The 18,162-nt window shown below is 65.1% G+C and carries 15 protein-coding genes; 7 read left to right on the forward strand and 8 right to left on the reverse strand.

The window, feature by feature from the left end:
- Positions 1-118: 118 nt before the first annotated feature.
- Complete coding sequence (locus tag RFN30_RS15115) at positions 119-1,645, forward strand: malonate--CoA ligase (RefSeq protein WP_320262889.1); 1,527 nt, start codon at positions 119-121, stop codon at positions 1,643-1,645.
- Here the strand turns inward: RFN30_RS15115 and nagA are convergent.
- The 4 genes from nagA to RFN30_RS15135 are packed head-to-tail and all read right to left on the reverse strand — an operon-like array spanning position 1,642 to position 5,543.
- Positions 1,642-2,814, reverse strand: a complete 1,173-nt coding sequence (nagA, locus tag RFN30_RS15120; protein WP_320262890.1) for an N-acetylglucosamine-6-phosphate deacetylase — start codon at positions 2,812-2,814, stop codon at positions 1,642-1,644. The two genes, RFN30_RS15115 and nagA, sit on opposite strands and share 4 nt — an antisense overlap.
- Positions 2,811-3,842 (reverse strand): SIS domain-containing protein, encoded by a 1,032-nt coding sequence (locus tag RFN30_RS15125; protein ID WP_320262891.1) that lies wholly within the window; start codon positions 3,840-3,842, stop codon positions 2,811-2,813. The genes nagA and RFN30_RS15125 overlap by 4 nt, the downstream gene beginning before the upstream one ends.
- Positions 3,839-4,618: a GntR family transcriptional regulator gene (locus tag RFN30_RS15130; RefSeq protein WP_320262892.1), complete on the reverse strand. Its 780-nt coding sequence runs from the start codon at positions 4,616-4,618 to the stop codon at positions 3,839-3,841. Before RFN30_RS15130 ends, RFN30_RS15125 begins: the two co-directional genes overlap by 4 nt.
- 43 nt (positions 4,619-4,661) lie before the next feature.
- Positions 4,662-5,543: a glucosamine kinase nucleotide-binding domain-containing protein gene (locus tag RFN30_RS15135; protein WP_320262893.1), complete on the reverse strand. Its 882-nt coding sequence runs from the start codon at positions 5,541-5,543 to the stop codon at positions 4,662-4,664.
- A 199-nt stretch (positions 5,544-5,742) separates the two neighbouring features.
- On the opposite strand from RFN30_RS15135, the gene RFN30_RS15140 reads away from it, so the two are divergent.
- From RFN30_RS15140 to RFN30_RS15165, 6 genes are all read left to right on the forward strand, one after another.
- Positions 5,743-6,651 (forward strand): N-acetylmuramic acid 6-phosphate etherase, encoded by a 909-nt coding sequence (locus RFN30_RS15140; RefSeq protein WP_320262894.1) that lies wholly within the window; start codon positions 5,743-5,745, stop codon positions 6,649-6,651.
- A 52-nt stretch (positions 6,652-6,703) separates the two neighbouring features.
- A complete protein-coding gene (locus RFN30_RS15145; protein WP_320262895.1) occupies positions 6,704-7,963 on the forward strand; it encodes an ABC transporter substrate-binding protein in 1,260 nt (419 codons plus the stop codon).
- 234 nt (positions 7,964-8,197) lie between these two features.
- Positions 8,198-9,127: a carbohydrate ABC transporter permease gene (locus RFN30_RS15150; RefSeq protein ID WP_320262896.1), complete on the forward strand. Its 930-nt coding sequence runs from the start codon at positions 8,198-8,200 to the stop codon at positions 9,125-9,127.
- Between the two features lie 7 nt (positions 9,128-9,134).
- Positions 9,135-9,974, forward strand: a complete 840-nt coding sequence (locus RFN30_RS15155; RefSeq protein WP_320262897.1) for a carbohydrate ABC transporter permease — start codon at positions 9,135-9,137, stop codon at positions 9,972-9,974.
- The gene (locus RFN30_RS15160) at positions 9,971-11,032 is read left to right on the forward strand and encodes a Gfo/Idh/MocA family protein (RefSeq protein WP_320262898.1); all 1,062 of its coding nucleotides are present in this window, start codon (positions 9,971-9,973) and stop codon (positions 11,030-11,032) included. Before RFN30_RS15155 ends, RFN30_RS15160 begins: the two co-directional genes overlap by 4 nt.
- Positions 11,033-11,047: 15 nt before the next feature.
- A complete protein-coding gene (locus RFN30_RS15165) occupies positions 11,048-12,046 on the forward strand; it encodes an ABC transporter ATP-binding protein (RefSeq protein ID WP_320262899.1) in 999 nt (332 codons plus the stop codon).
- 258 nt (positions 12,047-12,304) lie between these two features.
- Here RFN30_RS15165 and RFN30_RS15170 read toward each other — a convergent pair whose 3' ends face one another.
- The 4 genes from RFN30_RS15170 to deoC all read right to left on the reverse strand — a co-directional run bounded on the left by RFN30_RS15170 (position 12,305) and on the right by deoC (position 18,011).
- Entirely contained in the window at positions 12,305-13,150 is an 846-nt protein-coding gene (locus RFN30_RS15170) for a fumarylacetoacetate hydrolase family protein (protein ID WP_320262900.1), read from the reverse strand.
- Between the two features lie 228 nt (positions 13,151-13,378).
- On the reverse strand, positions 13,379-14,110 hold the full coding sequence (locus RFN30_RS15175) for an SDR family oxidoreductase (protein ID WP_320262901.1): 732 nt from the start codon (positions 14,108-14,110) through the stop codon (positions 13,379-13,381).
- 303 nt (positions 14,111-14,413) lie between these two features.
- Positions 14,414-16,789 carry an aldehyde dehydrogenase family protein gene (locus tag RFN30_RS15180; RefSeq protein ID WP_320262902.1) on the reverse strand — a complete coding sequence of 792 codons (2,376 nt, stop codon included), beginning with the start codon at positions 16,787-16,789 and terminating at the stop codon, positions 14,414-14,416.
- A 166-nt stretch (positions 16,790-16,955) separates the two neighbouring features.
- The gene (deoC, locus tag RFN30_RS15185) at positions 16,956-18,011 is read right to left on the reverse strand and encodes a deoxyribose-phosphate aldolase (RefSeq protein ID WP_320262903.1); all 1,056 of its coding nucleotides are present in this window, start codon (positions 18,009-18,011) and stop codon (positions 16,956-16,958) included.
- Positions 18,012-18,162: the final 151 nt, after the last annotated feature.

Here is an 18,162-nt window from a genome sequence, read left to right on the forward strand (position 1 = left end):
GCAATTCCGGACGGAAAACCGCCAGGCACTTTTCCTGGAATTGCTCTGGCTGGCAAATCTGATATTCGCTCTGGCCGAACCGACGAAATGCCGTCAGCGATGAGGCCATAGGACGATCATGACCAACCACCTGTTCGGCGCCTTTCGGGCCGGCATGCCGGCGCCCGGTCGGCTGCTGATGGAAACGGATGACGGGCGTTCGATCTCCTATGGCGACATGCTGGAACGGTCCGGGCAATTTGCGCACGCGCTGACGCAAGCGGGCGTCCGGCCCGGCGATCGCATCGCCGTGCAGGTGGAGAAGACCCCGGAAGCTTTGCTCCTCTATCTCGCGTCCTTACGCGCCGGCGCCATCTTCCTGCCGCTCAACACCGCCTACACGCTGCCGGAGCTCGACTATTTCTTCCGCGACGCCGAACCGCGGCTGGTCGTCTGCGATCCGGAAAAGGCAATGGACATCCAATCGCTTGCCGCATCGGTGGGGGCCGCGACGCTGACGCTTGGCCGCGACGGACGGGGCGCGCTTGCGGATCGCGCGGCGCTGCAGCCGGGGGATTTCGCGGACGTAGCGCGCGGTCCGGACGATCTCGCCGCCATCCTCTACACCTCAGGCACGACCGGCCGTTCCAAGGGCGCCATGCTTAGCCACGAGAACCTGGCCTCCAACGCGCGCGTGCTGGTCGAGCACTGGCGTTTTGGCGCCGACGACGTGCTGATCCACGCGCTGCCGATCTTCCACACGCACGGCCTGTTCGTCGCGACCAACGTCATCCTGATGGCCGGCGCCAGGATGTTCTTCGAGCAAAAATTCGATCCCGCCCGTGTCATCTCGCTTCTGCCGCGCGCGACCGCGCTGATGGGCGTGCCGACCTTCTATGTGCGGCTCCTACAGCAGGACGGCCTGACGAAGGAAGCGGCCAAGACCATGCGGCTGTTCATCTCCGGCTCGGCGCCGCTGCTTGCCGAGACGCACAATGCCTGGCGCGAGCGCACCGGCCACGCCATCCTCGAACGCTACGGCATGACCGAAACCAACATGAACACGTCCAACCCCTATGACGGCGAGCGGCGCGCCGGCACAGTCGGCTTTCCACTGCCGGGCGTCTCGCTGCGCATCGCCGACCCCGAGGACGGCAAACCGCTTGCCCAGGGCGAGATCGGCATGATCGAGGTCAAGGGGCCGAACGTCTTTGCCGGCTATTGGCGGATGCCGGAGAAGACCAAGGCCGAGTTCCGCGACGACGGTTTCTTCATCACCGGCGATCTCGGCCTGATCGACGCCGACGGCTATGTCCATATCGTCGGCCGAGGCAAGGACCTGATCATCTCGGGCGGCTACAACGTCTATCCGAAGGAGATCGAAAGCGAGATCGATGCGCTGGCCGGCGTCAGCGAAAGCGCCGTGATCGGCGTCGCGCATCCCGACTTCGGCGAAGGCGTCACGGCGGTGGTGGTGCGGAAGCCCGGCTCGACGATCAGCGCCGCCGACGTCGCCGCCGCCATCGCCGGGCGGCTGGCGAAATACAAGCATCCGAAGCAGGTTATCTTCGTCGACGAATTGCCGCGCAACACGATGGGCAAGGTGCAGAAGAACGTTCTGCGCGAAGCGTATAAGGATATCTACGCCACGGGCAAAGCCGGCTAGTTGCCGGTTGAGGCGGCAAACACCTTCTCGCCGCCGATCCAGACATTTTTGATATCCAGATCCGCCGACAAGCCAACAATGTCGGCGACGGTGCCGTTGGCGAAGCGGCCGAGGCGGTGCGCCTGGCCGATCGCCTCGGCAGGGTAGAGCGAGGCCATGCGCAGCGCCTCGCCGAGCTCCAGCCCAACCACGCGGTGCATGAAGCGAACGGCCGAGATCATGTCCAGGTCGGCGCCGGCAAGGGTGCCGTCGGCGAGCCTGAGGCTGCCGTCCTTGCGGTAGATGGTGCGGCCGTTGAGCGTGAAAGACGTCATGTCAGTGCCGATCGTCGCCATGGCGTCGGTGACCAAGAGGATCTTGCCCGGGCCTTTTTTGGCGTTGAGCGCAAGCGTCATGGTGCCGGGATGGACATGGATGCCGTCGGCGATGATGCCGGCGTAGAACTTGCCGGTGTCGATGGTCGCGCCGGCCAGTCCCGGCTCGCGATTGCCGATCTGGCTCATGGCGTTGAAGAGGTGCGTGACGACCGTCGCGCCTGCCTCGGCGAAGGCCGTTGCCGTGGCGTAGTCGGTGTCGGAATGGCCGAGGCTGACGACGATGCCGGCCTTGGCCAATGCCGCGACACGGGCCGGCTCGACCGATTCCGGCGCGATCGTGGTGAGCAGCACCGGGAGACCCCGGCGGGCGGCGATCAGTGCCGCCTGGTCGGCCTCGGTCATCGGCCGGATGAGTGCCGGGTCATGCGCGCCCTTGCGGGCGATCGACAGATGCGGACCTTCGAGATGCAGGCCGAGAAAGCCCGGCACTTTCTTTCGTGCGGCCTCGGCGCCGGCGGCGACGGCTGCGGCAGTGATCGCCGGCGTGTCGGTGATCAGCGTCGGCAGGAGCGCGGTGGTGCCGAAGGGCGCGTGCGCCCGGCAGATGGTCTCGATCGAGGCGACATCGGGATGGTCGTTGAGCATGACGCCGCCGCCGCCATTGACCTGGATGTCGACGAAGCCGGGAACGAGCAGGCCGCCGCCCGTTTCGACCCGGGAGACGCCGGGCGGAATGGCGCCAGCGGGCGGAATGGCCTCGACCATGCCGTCCTTGACGACGAGAGCCGCATCGTCATGCCAGTCGGCGCCGTCGAAGATGCGGGCGCCGGTGAGGGCGAAACGGTCGCTCATATGGTTTCCGTCACCTTGCGCAGATTGCGCGGCGCATCCGGATCGAGGCCTCGATGGCGGGCGAAGGCCTCGACGAAGCCGTAGAAGGACACGATCAGCGGCAGCGGGTCGGTCAGCGGATGGCCGGTCGCGACATGCGGCAGCAGCCTGGCGCTCTTTGCCTTGTCGGAAGTGGCGAAAGCGGCCGCGCCCTTGGCCGCCAGACTGTCGGCGGCCTCGGCCACCGAAGGTTCCGACGCATCGCGGGCGGCGAGCGCCAGGACCGGGAAACCCGGCCCGACCAGCGCCAGCGGCCCGTGCATGACTTCCGCTGCGCTATAGGCCTCGGCATGCATGGCGCAGGTCTCCTTGAACTTCAGCGCCGCCTCGCTGGCGATCGCGAAGGAAGGGCCGCGGCCGAGGATGAACAGCGACCGCGGCGTCTCGAGCACTGCTGCCAGCGCCATCCAGTCGCAGGCGATGGCCTTCTCGAAATGCTCGGGCAGGCGGGCAAGCGCGGCAAGCAGCGCCTCATCGCCGGTGCTGTGCGCCATCAGCGCCAGGGCGGCGACGGCCGAATTGACGAAGGTCTTGGTGGCCGCGACGCTGCGCTCGGGGCCGGCTAGAATGTCGATGGCGTAATCCGAGGCGCGCGCCAGGGGAGAGTCGGCCGTGTTGGTGATGGCAACTGTCAGCGCCCCGCCGGCCCGCGCCGTTTCGGCCATGGCGACGATGTCGGGGCTCTTGCCCGATTGCGAGATGGCGAGACAAGCCGAGCCGCGCAGCCTCAGCTTCGCGCCGTAGATGGAGGCGATCGACGGGCCGACGGAAGCGACCGCGAGGCCGGCGGTCAATTCCACGGCATATTTCATGAAGGTGGCAGCGTGGTCGGACGAGCCGCGCGCCACGGTGACGACGAAATTCGGATCGCGCTCGCGAAGGCCGCGGCCGGCTTCGGCCAGCACCGTGGCGGAGCCTTTGAGCAGGCGGGCGGTGGCCTCAGGGATCTCCTCGATCTCGCGCCGCATATGGGTGGTGGTTGCGCTCATGGCCGGATCTCCTCTCCCGGCCCGGTCAGCCGGAGTTCCGCGACGAAGTCATAGGCGTCGCCCCTGTAGATCGAACGGGTGAATTCGATGACCTTGCCGCTCGCCAGATAGGAAATACGTTCGATGTGCAGGCCGGCAACCCCCGGCGGCACTTCCAGGAGCCGCGCGTCGGCTTCGCCGAGATTGGCGGCCGAGATGCGCTGCACCGCCCGCACCGGGCGGTTGCCGGTTAGTTCGAGCGCGGCGTAGAGCGAGGAGCCGATCGCCTCGGGGTCGGGCAGCACGCTCGCAGAAATCGCGGCGCGCTCGATCGCCAGCGGCGTGTCGTTGGCGATGCGCAGGCGCGCCACACGCGCCACCAGCTCGCTCGACGACAGGCCGAGCACCATCATCTCGTCCGGCGAGGGCGCATAGAGGCCGCGATCGAGCCAGGACGAGCGCACGGCCATGCCGCGGCGCGCCATATCCTCGGTGAAGGAAGTGAGCCTCGACAGCGACTGCTCGACGCGCTCCATGCGCGGGGCGACGAAGGTGCCGGAGCCATGGCGCTGGACGAGGATGCCGCCCTTGACCAGGTCCTGCACGGCCTTGCGCACGGTGACGCGCGAGATGTCGGCCTTGCTCGCGATATCGCGCTCCGACGGCAGCGCGTCGCCCGGCCCGATCAGGCCGCGACTGACCGCTTCCTCGATGCTTTTCCTGAGCTGCAGGTAAAGCGGCGCGCCGCTTTGCGAGGATTCTTTCAGCATGGCGAAGATCTGGTCGGCGGCGCTCATTGCGACGCCTCCGGCAGCATGGCGAAGATCTGGTCGGCGGCGCTCATCGGCCAGTCCCCGATTTGCCGGCGAAGATGCGCGCGGCCATCTGCACCGCGCCGCCGAGCGCGTCGTCGAGCGGGGCTTTCAGCAGCGCCTGGTAGCGCGCCGACAGACGCGGCGCATAAAGTGGCGCAAGGCCGCCGAGCAGGCACAGCGGAGCGTCGTCGGCGAGATCGAGCGCGCCGAGCGAGGCTTCGACATCGGCAACCGCCTTGTCGAGGATCCAGTTGGCGACGAGATCGCCCTTGGCGGCATGCTCGAAGACTTTCGGCGCGAAACCGCCGAAATCGCCCGGCTTGGCATTGGTGGTGAACTCGACCACGTCTTCGGGATTGTTGCGGAACACGCCGAGCATCGCCTCCGTCAGCGGCGAGCCCGGACGGATGCCATCATAGGCAAGCAGCGTCTGCTCCAGCAGATCGCGGCCGATGCGGGCGCCGCTGCCCTGGTCGCCGACCTGGAAGCCCCAGCCGCCGATGGCGCGTGACTTGCCATTCTTGCGCGCCATATAGGCGGTGCCGGTGCCGAGAATGGCCATGGCGCCGTCGCCGGAGCCGACCGCGCCCTCGAGCGCGATCTCGGCATCGGTTTCGACGCGGCTCTTGCTGAAAGGCAGGATCGCCTCGAGCTGCTGCCTGTAGGTGCCGACATTGGCGCCGGCGAGACCGAGGACGGCGGGCGTCGCAGGGATCAGCTCCGGATCCTGGCCGGCGGCCAGAAAAGCCTGCCTCGCCGCCTCGACGATGTTGGCGCGCGCGCCGGTAAGATCGGTACGGATGTTGGCCGCGCCGCTTTTGGCGCGGCCGACGACGTTGCCGTCGACGGTCGCAAGGGCCGCTCTGCAGCTGGTGCCGCCGCCATCGATGCCAAGCACGAATTTCACGCGATTTCTCCTCGGGCACGATAATACCAATAAAATACCAATAGCCAAGCGTTAATTTCGGTTCAAAAAAGATTAAGGCGCATTTTATTGAAAAATCACAGAAATTTGCCGGCAAGCCAATTTCGAGCGACGAAATCCGTTAATGGATGTGGACAAGTGGTATTTTTTTGGTATTGTTCGCTCAGTTGGAGGAAAGCGGATGGCCGAGACGCGCACGGAAGCGCTTCATCAGAACGCCGAGGGGCTGGATGTCCAGACCCCGGATGCCATCCTTTCGTTCCTCGCCAACGCCCAGATCGAGGCCGCCAAGGCCGTGCATGGCGCCATTCCGGCAATCGCCGAGGCAGCCGAACTCATCGCAAGACAATTGAAGGCGGGCGGCCGGCTCGCCTACGCGGCAGCCGGCAGCTCCGGCCTGATGGCTGTTGCCGACGCGCTGGAGCTTCCAGGCACATTCGGCATCGCGCGTGACCGCATCGCCATCCTGATCGCCGGCGGCGACGAGGCCTTCCGCACGCTCGCAGGCGGACCGGAAGACGACACCGAGGAAGCAGCCGCGGCCGTCGCGAAGGCCAATATCGGCAAGGGCGACTGCCTGATCGCCATCTCTGCCAGCGGCTCGACGCCCTATGCCGTCCAGGCGATCGACGATGCGCGGCGCCGGGGTGCCGCAACCATCGCCATCGCCAACAACAGGGGCGCGCCGGTGTTCGGCGAGGCCGATGTCGCCATCCTGCTCGAGACGCCGCCGGAGCTGATCGCCGGCTCGACCCGCATGGGTGCCGGCACCGCGCAGAAGATCGCGCTCAACATGCTGTCGACGCTCGCGGCCATCCATCTCGGCCATGTGTACGACGGCTACATGGTCAACCTCACCGCTGACAACGTCAAGCTGCGCGACCGCGCGGTCCGCATGGTCGCCGCCATCACCGGGCGCAGCCGCGACGACGCGGCGCGGCTGCTCGAAGAGAGCGGCGGTGTCGTCAAGACTGCCATTCTGCTCGCCGCAGGCGCTGCCAACACCGACGCGGCCGAGAAGATACTGGAAGGAGCCGGCCAGAAACTCAGACCGGCGCTTTCCGCGATCGAGGGGAGCAAGGGGCGCTAGCCCCTGTTCTCATCAGAACCGAACCTGAAAAAGGTCAACAGGGAGACTGAACATGACGACCAAACTACTGACGGCCCTTCTGCTCGGCACAAGCATCCTCGGCACGACCGGGATGGCTCTCGCCGAGGACGTGACGCTCAACATCGAAAGCTGGCGCGGCGACGACCTGACCATCTGGAAGGACAAGCTGATCCCGGCTTTCGAGGCCAAGAACCCCGGTATCAAGGTGGTGTTCGCGCCCTCGGCGCCGACCGAGTACAACGCCGCGCTCGGCGCCAAGCTCGCCGCCGGCTCGGCGGGCGACCTGATCACCTGCCGCCCCTTCGACAACTCGCTGGAGCTGTTCAAGAAGGGCAACCTCGCCGACCTCAGCTCGCTGCCCGGCATGGAGAACTTCTCGCCGGTCGCCAAGTCTGCCTGGCAGACCGACGACGGCAAGTCGAGCTTCTGCGTGCCGATGGCCTCGGTCATCCACGGCTTCATCTACAACAAGGACGCCTTCGACAAGCTCGGCCTCAAGGTGCCGACCACGATGGACGAGTTCTACGCCGTGCTCGACAAGATCAAGGCCGACGGCACCTATATCCCGATGGCGATGGGCACCAAGGACCTCTGGGAAGCCGCGACCATGGGCTACCAGAACATCGGCCCGAACTACTGGAAGGGCGAGGAAGGCCGCCTGGCGCTGATCAAGGGCGAGCAGAAGCTGACCGATCCGCAATGGGTTGCGCCCTACAAGGAACTGGCCAAGTGGAAGCCCTATCTCGGCGACGGCTTCGAGGCGCAGACCTATCCGGACAGCCAGAACCTGTTCACGCTCGGCCGCGCCGCTATCTATCCGGCAGGCTCGTGGGAAATCGGCCTGTTCAACACGCAGGCGCAGTTCAAGATGGGCGCCTTCCCGCCGCCGGTGCAGAAGGCCGGCGACACCTGCTACATTTCCGACCATACCGACATCGGCATGGGCCTGAATGCGGCATCGAAGCATCCGGAAGAGGCGAAGAAGTTCCTGGCCTGGGTCGCCTCGCCGGACTTCGCCACCATCTACGCCAACGCGCTGCCGGGCTTCTTCAGCCTGAACAGCACCCCGGTGAAGATGGAAGACCCGCTGGCGCAGGAATTCGTCTCCTGGCGCGGCAAGTGCAAGTCGACGATCCGGTCAACCTACCAGATCCTGTCGCGCGGCACGCCGAACCTCGAGAACGAGACCTGGGTGGAATCGGCCAACGTGATCAACGGCACCGACACGCCGGAAGCCGCGGCCAAGAAGCTTCAGGACGGTCTCGACAGCTGGTACAAGCCGGCGAAGTAAGCTGAAAGCCAATCGAGCCGGCCGGGCGCCCAGCCCGGCCGGTTCCCCGGAATACGCTCATTTGAGATAGCGATTGTCGGCGCCGCCTCTCGGTCCTACCCTCATCTTGCGGGGAAGACGAAGCCGCACCGTCGCTGGCCTTGTCCACCCGCGAATGGGACAATCAGGCCGTGCATCGAGGCATCCGCTAAGCATTCATCGACCTTGAACCGAGAGACGGCGGGGACCGAACTCATGGCCGCACAAACACGACCCAAGAAACCGATCCGTTGGCATATCGCCGTCTTCCTGGCACCGGCGGTGCTCGTCTACACGGCGATCATGATCCTGCCGCTGTTCGGCACGCTGCAGCTTTCCTTGTTCCGCAACATCGAGCAGTCCCAGGTCTTCGTCGGGCTGGGCAATTTCCGCACGCTGTTCGGCGACCCCAACTGGTCGGTGAATTTCTGGAATGCGCTCAGGAACAACGTCTGGTTCTTCATCATCCACATGCTGGTGCAGAACCCGATCGGCATCCTGCTGGCGGCGCTTCTGTCGAGCCCCCGGCTGCGCTTCGCCGCCTTCTACCGCACGGCGATCTTCGTGCCGACGATCCTGTCCTTCGTCATCGTCGGCTTCGCCTGGAAGCTGATCCTGTCGCCGATCTGGGGCGTGGCGCCGCATCTGCTCGACTTCGTCGGGCTGAAGAGCCTGTTCACCCCGTGGCTCGGCAAGGAGCAGTATGCGCTGACCGCGCTTAGCCTGGTCTCGGTCTGGCAGTTCGTCGGCATCCCGATGATGCTGATCTATGCAGCGCTTCTGTCGATCCCCGATGAGGTTATCGAGGCGGCCGAATGCGACGGCGTCACCGGGATGGCGCAGTTCTGGAAGATCAAGCTGCCGCTGATCCTGCCGTCTATCGGCATCATCTCGATCCTGACCTTCGTCGGCAATTTCAACGCCTTCGACCTGATCTACACGGCGCAAGGGGCGCTCGCCGGTCCGAACTATTCGACCGACATCCTCGGCACCTTCCTCTACCGTGCCTTCTTCGGCTTCCAACTGCAGGTCGGCGACCCGAACATGGGTGCAACGATCGCCACGATGATGTTCCTGATCATCCTTGCCGGCGTCTGCGTCTACCTGTTCCTCGTCCAGACGCGTTTGCGTCGCTACCAGTTCTGAGGGCGCTATGAGCACCGCAACCCACTCTCTTCCCCGCACCATCGGCGCCCACGCGGTCCTTTTGACCTATACGGCGATCGCGCTATTCCCGGTGATCCTGGTCATTGTGAACTCGTTCAAGTCGCGCGCCGGCATCTTTGGCGCGCCGCTGACGCCGCCGACGCCGAGCACCTTCGACCTGGTCGGCTACACCACCGTCTTCGGACAGGGCGACTTCCTGCACTATTTCCAGAACAGCCTCATCGTCACCGTCGCCTCGCTGTTCTTCGTGCTTCTGTTCGGCGCGATGGCCGCCTTCGCGCTGTCGGAATACCGCTTCCGCGGTAACGCGCTGATGGGGCTCTATCTCGCGCTCGGCATCATGATCCCGATCCGCCTCGGCACCGTCGCCATCCTGCAGCTGATGGTGGCGACCGGGCTGGTCAACACGCTGACGGCGCTGATCCTGGTTTACACCGCGCAAGGCCTGCCGCTCGCCATCTTCATCCTGTCGGAGTTCATGAAACAGGTGTCCGACGACCTGAAGAACGCCGGCCGCATCGACGGGCTGTCGGAATATACGATCTTCTTCCGGCTAGTGCTGCCGCTGGTGCGCCCGTCGATGGCGACGGTCGCCGTCTTCACCATGATCCCGATCTGGAACGACCTGTGGTTCCCGCTGATCCTGGCGCCGTCGGAAGAGACCAAGACCGTGACGCTCGGCGCGCAGCTCTTCCTCGGCCAGTTCGTCACCAACTGGAACGCGATCCTGGCGGCGCTCTCGCTGGCGATCCTGCCGGTGCTGATCCTCTACGTCATCTTCTCGCGGCAGCTGATCCGCGGCATCACGTCGGGAGCCGTCAAGTGAGTTCAGAAAAACCCCTACGCGTCGTCATCGCCGGCCTCGGCAATATGGGCCGCAGCCACGCGCTCGCCTACCACACCAATCCGGGCTTCGAGATCGCGGCGCTCGTCAACCGGTCTGACGTGCCGCTGCCGGACGGGCTCGCGGGCTATGGCATCAGGCGCTCATTCGAGGACGCGCTGCGCGACGAGAAACCCGACGTCGCCGCGATCGCCACCTATTCGGACAGCCATGCCGACTATGCGGTGCGCGCATTCGAGGCGGGCTGCCATGTCTTCGTCGAGAAGCCGCTGGCAACGACAGTGGCGGATGCCAGGCGCGTCGTCGATGCCGCCAAGGCCAACGGCAAGAAGCTGGTGATCGGCTATATCCTGCGACATCATCCGTCCTGGATGAGGCTGATCGCCGAAGCGCGCAAGCTCGGCGGTCCGTATGTCTTTCGCATGAACCTCAACCAGCAGTCCTCAGGCCACACCTGGGGGACGCACAAGCAGTTGATGCAGACGACATCGCCGATCGTCGACTGCGGCGTGCACTATCTCGACGTGATGCTGCAGATCACCGACGCGAGACCGGTCGAGGTGCGCGGCATGGGCGTGCGGCTCAGCGATGAAGTGGCGCCTTCGATGTACAATTACGGCCACCTCCAGGTGCTGTTCGAGGACGGCTCGGTCGGCTGGTACGAAGCCGGCTGGGGTCCGATGATTTCGGAGACCGCCTTCTTCGTGAAGGACGTGATGTCGCCCAAAGGCTGCGTGTCGATCGTGATGAAGGAGGGCGTGAAGTCCGACGACATCGACACCCACACAAAAACCTCGACCATCCGCCTGCATAGCGCCGCGACCGGGCCGGACGGCAGGTTCGCCAAGGAGGACGAGCTGCTGTCGATGGAGGGCGAGCCGGGACACCAGGAGCTCTGCGACCTCGAACAGGCCTTCCTGCTGAAGGCCATCCGCGAGGACATCGACCTCACCCGCCACATGGACGACGCCGTGAAATCTCTCGCCGTCTGCCTTGCCGCCGACGAGAGCGTGCGCAGCGGCGCCCCGATCAAACTCTAGAACAAGGACGAAGCCGTGGGCTCGCTGAACATCGAGAATGTGAAGAAGGCATTCGGGCCGGTCGAGGTGCTGAAGGGCATCGACCTCGAGGTCAATGACGGCGAGTTCGTCGTCTTCGTCGGCCCGTCCGGCTGCGGGAAGTCGACGCTGCTGCGCGTCATCGCCGGGCTGGAGGATTCGACCTCGGGACGGGTGCTGATCGACGGCGACGACGTCTCGGTCACGCCGCCGGCAAAACGCGGCATCGCCATGGTGTTCCAGACCTATGCGCTTTACCCGCATCTGACGGTGAAGAACAATATGGGCCTCGGCCTGAAGCAGGCCGGCACGCCGACGGCCGAGATCGACCGCCGCATCAAGATCGCTTCCACCATGTTGTCGCTGGAGCCCTATCTCGAGCGGCGCCCGGCGGAGCTTTCTGGCGGCCAGCGCCAGCGCGTCGCCATCGGCCGCGCCGTGGTGCGCGAACCAAAACTCTTCCTGTTCGACGAGCCGCTGTCGAACCTCGATGCCGCCTTGCGTGTCAACACAAGGCTGGAAATCGCGCAGCTGCACCGGCGGCTGAAGGCGACGATGATCTATGTCACCCACGACCAGGTCGAGGCGATGACGCTGGCCGACAAGATCGTGGTGCTCAACGCCGGGCGGATCGAACAGATCGGCAGCCCGATGGAGCTCTATAATTCGCCGGCCAACGATTTCGTCGCCGGCTTCATCGGCTCGCCGAAGATGAATTTCATCGACGGCGCCAAACTGGGCGAGACGGCGAAGACCGTCGGCGTGCGGCCGGAACATCTGACCGTCGATCCGAGCTCCGGCGCCTGGAAGGGCACGGTGGTGCATGCCGAGCATCTCGGCGCCGACACCAATCTCTATCTCGACTGCGAGAAGGCCGGGCTGCTGACGGTGCGCATCTTCGGCGTCTACAACGCCGAGCCGGGTTCGACGCTGTATGCCACGCCGGATCCTGCGAAAACGTACCGATTTGGGGCGGATGGAAGAGTGTTGAAATAAGCGCCAGCCTCCCCTTCTCCCCTTGTGGGGTGAGCAGCCGGTTCGCGAAGCGAATTCATCGTGCCAGTGGCACGATGAAAGGCCGGCGAACGCCGGGACGCTGCGAAGCAGCGGGGACCCGGCCGGGGGGTGGATCGGCCACCACCCGGCCCTTCGCAGGCTCAGGGCGTTCGAAGCTCGAAAAGCCAGGCAATTGGCTTTTCGCCCGCTAAAGCGGACCGCACCTCACCCCACAAGGGGAGAAGGGGAAGTCCGCTCTTACTCGTCCGCCCTGAACGTCTGCATCTGCTGGCCCATGCCTTCGATGCCGAGCTCGACGACGTCGCCGGGCTTCAGGAACACCGGCGGCTTCATGCCCAGCCCGACGCCGGGCGGCGTGCCGGTGGAGATGATGTCGCCGGCATGCAGCGACATGAACTGGCTGAGATAGGCGACCAGATATTTGACGCCGTAGATCATGGTCCTGGTCGAGCCGTTCTGCATCGTCTTGCCGTTGACGGTCAGCCACATCTTCAAATTCTGCGGGTCGGCGATCTCGTCCTTGGTCACCAGCCACGGGCCGATCGGACCGAAGGTGTCGCAGGACTTGCCCTTGGTCCACTGGCCCTGGCGCTCGGCCTGGAAGGCGCGCTCGGAAACGTCGTGCGCGACGCAATAGCCGGCAACATAGTCGAGCGCGTCGTCCTCGCTGACATACTTCGCCGTCTTGCCGATGACGACGCCGAGCTCGACCTCCCAGTCGGTCTTGACCGAACCGCGCGGGATAAGCACGTCGTCGTCCGGCCCGACGATGGCCGAGCTCGCCTTCATGAAAATGATCGGCTCCGGCGGCACGGTGGCGCCGGTTTCGGCGGCATGGTCGGAATAGTTGAGGCCGATGCAGATGAATTTTCCCGTGCCGGCAACGCAGGCGCCGATGCGTGGGCTACCGGAAACCGCCGGCAGCGATTTCGGATCGAGCTTCGAGAGCATCTCCAGCGAAGCCGGATGGAGCGCGGTGCCGGCGATGTCGGCGACATGGGCCGAAAGGTCGCGGATCGTGCCATCCTGATCGAGCAGGCCGGGACGCTCGCTCCCCACCTCGCCATAGCGCAGCAACTTCATCTTTGTTCTCCTACTTGCGGCCGAAGGCCGTTTTGCAAAATTCTTCGCCCGGGCGACGGCTTTGATTGCGAAGGCCGGCGGACCGTATCCATCAAGCCAATCTCCGACAAGCGCGCAGCGCGCCTGGGGCGGTCGCGGACAGGATTTTCAGACTTTCCGATCCTCTGCAGATAAACGCGGCGTTGGGCGCGATCTTCCTGTTCGCCAATGATCTTTTCCCGGCGGCAATCAGATCGACCAGCCACCGTCGATATTGTAGGCCTGCCCGCTCGTATAGGTCGCTCCCGCCAGATAGACGGCGAGATCGGCGATCTCCTCGGGCGTGCCCAGCCTTCCCATGGGCTGGCGAGCGATGAAGGCGGCGCGCGCCGCTTCATAATCGCCCTGCGCATGCATGCGGTCCTGCAGCGACGGGCTCTCGACCGTACCGGGGCAAATGGCGTTGCAGCGGATGCCCTTGGCCACATAATCAGCGGCGACCGCTTTGGTGAGGCCGACGACCGCCGCCTTGGTCAAGCCATAAACGAAGCGGTTCGGCACGCCCTTCTGCGAGCTCGCCAGCGAGGCCATGTTGATGATCGAGCCATCGCCGCGCTCCAGCATGCCGGGCAGCACCGCGCGGATGGTACGGATCATCGAGCGGACATTGAGGTTGAGCGCGAATTCGAGGTCGGCATCGGTCATTTCGAGGATGGAGCCGGAATGGACGAAGCCGGCGCAGTTGAACAGCACATCGACCCGGCCGATCTCGGCGAAGGCTGTAGCGACGGCCGCGTCGTCGAGCACATCGAGCTTGCGGGTCTTGATGCCGGATGTCTTGGCGAGCTCGGCCAAAAGCTGCTCGTTGATGTCGGTGGCATGAACCGTGGCACCTGCCTTGGCGAAGGCCAGCGCGCTCGCCCGCCCGATGCCTTGCGCCGCCGCGGTGACGACGACCACCTTGCCTGCCAGATCCGCCATTCTTCCCTCCAGGTCTCGCGAGCTTTTCTTACCGGCGGCCAGACGGGACGCAATGTGCCAGGCGAGCCTGCCGCCTGACCGGCTGCTTGCCGCAGGCCAATTGTTTTTTCTGGTTAAAGAACATGTGACGATGCGTCAAGCCGGCAAGACTGCGGCAAACGCGCCTCAATCTCCAAGGCCCGCTGCCGTTCGATCGGGGCGCTTAGAGTGGTTTACCATTTCACGGAAATGGTGAACCACTCTATCTCTTTGTTTTTACGCAATTCCGGACGGAAAACCGTTGCCACTTTTCCTGGAATTGCTCTAATCGCCGTAAGGCACCCAGACGTTCTTGACCTCGATGGCGCGGCGCAGGAAGGCCTCGCCGGCGGCTTCGCTCGAAGCCCAGTCGAGACTGCGGCCATTGCCGGTCCAGACGCGCTTGAGATTGCCGATGGAGTCGGCCTCCGCCTCGGCGCAGGTGTCGGCATCGGCGAACACCCAGAGCCCGTCGACATCGTCATGCTTGGCCAGCACGCCGGCCAGTTCGGCGCTGCGGCCGGTGACGATGTTGATGGCGCCGGCCGGAACGTCGGAATATTCGATCACCTGGTAGAGGTCGGTGGCTAAAAGCGGGTGACGCTCGGAGGGGACGGCCACCACGGTGTTGCCCATGGCGAGCGCCGGCGCCACCAGCGAGATGAAATTGAGCAGCGGCTGGTTGTCCGGCGCGACGATGCCGACGACGCCGACCGGCTCATGCAGCGCAAGCGTCACGACGCGGGCCGGCGGCTGGTGGACGCGGCCCTCGAACTTGTCGGCGAGGCCAGCATAAAGGAACAGCCGCTCGATCGACTGCTCGACCTCTTCCCGCGCCGCCTTGGGAGTGACACCCGTGAGCTGTACGAGGCGCGCCGCAAATTCGTCCGCGCGGCCGGAGAGGTTCTCGGCGAAATAGTAGAGCACCTGGCTGCGGTTGAAGGTCGTCGCTTCCGGCCAGGCCTTGCACGCGCGGGCAGCGGCGACCGCGTCGCGGATATCCTTGCGGTTGCCGAGGCCAACCTCGCCGGCAAGCTTGCCCTTCGCGGTCGCGACAGCCAGAGAGTAATTCCCGTCCGGCCGCACCTGCTTGCCGCCGATGAACAGCTTTGCCGTGCGGTCGATGGCCGTGCCGTCGGCCTGCTCGACGGGCTGGGCAGAGCCAGCGGCGACCGGCTTGATGGCTGGGCCGACAGGCAACTTGGCGGCGAGATATTCGAACATGCCCTCGCGCCCGCCTTCGCGACCGAAGCCGCTTTCGCGGTAGCCACCGAAGCCGCAGGAGGCGTCGAACATGTTGGTGCCATTGACCCAGACCACGCCGGCCTTCAACTGCGGCGCGACATGCAAAGCGAGATTGATATTCTCGCTCCACACCGAAGCGGCAAGGCCGTAGCGCGTGTTGTTGGCAAGCTCGATCGCTTCCTCGGTGTTGCGGAAGCTCATCGTCGCCAGCACCGGCCCGAAGACCTCCTCCTGTGCCAGGATGTTAGCCGGCGAAACAGATGTCGCGAGCGTCGGCAGATGATAGTAGCCTGTCGCCGGCAAGGCAGCGTCCGGCTGCCAGCAGACGGCGCCCTGCCTGGCGCCCTCGGCGATCAGGCCCTTGACGCGGTCGAGCTGCGTGCGGTCGACCAGCGGGCCGACATCGGTGTTCTTGTCGAGCGGGCTGCCTACGCGCAGCCGACTCATCCTGACCTTGACCTTGGCGATGAAGGCTTCCGCGATGCCCTCCTGCACGAGCAGGCGCGAGCCGGCGCAGCAGACCTGGCCCTGGTTGAACCAGATACCATCGACCAGACCCTCGACGGCGCTGTCGAGATCGGCATCCTCGAAGACAATGAAGGCCGACTTGCCGCCAAGCTCCAGTGAGAGCTTCTTGCCCGATCCCGCCGTCGCCTTGCGGATGATCTTGCCGACTTCCGAAGAGCCGGTGAAGGCGATCTTCTGGATGCCGGGATGATTGACGATCGCCGCACCCGCCTCGGGCCCGCCCTGGACGATGTTGACGACGCCCTTCGGCACGCCTGCCCGCTCGCAGATCTCGGCGAACAGGATCGCGGTGAGCGGCGTAAACTCGGCGGGCTTCAGCACCACCGTGCAGCCGGCGGCAAGTGCGGGCGCAATCTTCCAGGCCAACATCAGCAGCGGAAAATTCCACGGGATGACCTGGCCGACGACGCCGACTGGCTTGTGATCGGGGAAATCCTTTTCCAGCGTCTGCGCCCAGCCGGCATGATGGATGAAATGGCGGATCGCCAGCGGTACGTCGATGTCGCGGCTCTCGCGGATCGGCTTGCCGTTGTCGATCGATTCCAGCACCGCGAACAGGCGCTGGTGGCGCTGCATGGCGCGGCCGATGGCATAGAGCACCTTGGCCCTGGCGTAGCCTGAGCTGGCGCTCCATTTCGGCAGCGCCTTGGCAGCCGCCGCTACCGCGGCGTCGATGTCGGCGGTGCCCGCATCGGAAACCTTGGCGAGCAGCTTGCCGGAGGACGGCTCGCTGGTGTCGAAGGTGTTGCCGTTCGCCGCCGCTTTCCAGGCACCGTCGATGAACAACGCCTTGGAAAAATCGCGCGAGGCCAGCCAGGCATCGGCCTCGTTGCGGGCTTCCGGCGCCGGGCCGTATTCCATGGCGTGATAGCGTTCGAGGATGTTCATGGGGCGCCTCCTTTACCCTCCCCCTTGTGGGGAGGGTCGATCGGCATCGCCGATCGGGGTGGGGGTAAATGGCTGATGGTTTGATGCATTTGACAGGCTGATCTGATTCTTCGACCCCCACCCCGCCGCTGCGCGGCGACCCTCCCCACAAGGGGGAGGGTGGATGCTACGCCATCGCGTGGCGATGGTTGGCCGAATAATGGCCGGTCAAATGGTGCTCGAGCTGGCGTTCGATGTCGGTGAGCAGGCTGGAGGCGCCGAAGCGGAACAGGTCCGGTTCCAGCCACGGCCGGCCAAGCTCTTCCTTCATCAGCACCAGCCAGTCGAGCGAGACTTTTGCAGTGGAAATGCCGCCTGCCGGCTTGAAGCCGATCAGATAGCCGGTCTCCTCGAAATAGGCGCGGATGGCGCGCACCATGGCGAGGCCGACGGGAAGTGTGGCGTTGACGCTTTCCTTGCCGGTCGAGGTTTTTATGAAATCGGCGCCCGCCATCATCGCCACCATCGAAGCGAGCATGACATTGCGCAGCGTGGCGAGATCGCCGGTGCCGAGGATGACCTTGAGATGCGCCTCACCGCAGGCGGCGCGCATGGCAACGATCTCGTTGAACAGCTCGCGCCATTTGGCGCCGTACACCAGGCCGCGCGGGATGACGACGTCGATCTCGTCGGCCCCGTCACGCACCGAAGCCTCGATCTCCTGCAGGCGGGTCGAGAGCGGTGCAAGGCCATGCGGGAAAGCTGTCGAGACGGCGGCAACATGGATGCCGGTGCCGCGCAGTGCATCAACCGCGGTGGCGACGAAGGGATGGTAGACACAGACCGCCGCCGGACGGATAGTCTCGCCGGCGATGCCGAGACCATCGACGATATCCCGGCGTAGCGGGTTGACCGCCTTGGCGCAGAGCCGGCGCACGCGCTCGTCGGTGTCGTTGGAGTTCAGCGTCGTCAGGTCCATGCAGGCAATCACCCGCAGCAGCCAGGCCGCCTGGTTGTCGGCCTTGATCGAGCGCCGCTTGGTGAGCGTGGCGACGCGGCGCTCCAGCGCCGAGCGGTTGACGCTGCGCACCGATTCCAGGAAGCCGAGATCGAGCTTCATGCCGGGGTTCCGGGCAATGCCATGCTCCAGCGGCATCGGCGTGTTGGCCGCGGCGCGCGCCTGCAGCGACATCACCTTGGACGCGCCTGCGCCTGCGCCCGCTTCGCGGATCGTGCTGCTCATCTCCTGCCCTTTCCCAGCGACCACGCGCTTTTTGGTCTTGGTGCGTGTCGTATTCCCAAAACCGCTCAACACTTTTGGGCGACACGCACGAAGATAGCCCGTGAAGCGATGCTTCACGAGTCCTTCAGTGGCTCATAGCGGAAAAAGGCGG

This window comes from Mesorhizobium dulcispinae (genome assembly GCF_033977345.1).
Taxonomy (GTDB): domain Bacteria; phylum Pseudomonadota; class Alphaproteobacteria; order Rhizobiales; family Rhizobiaceae; genus Mesorhizobium; species Mesorhizobium dulcispinae.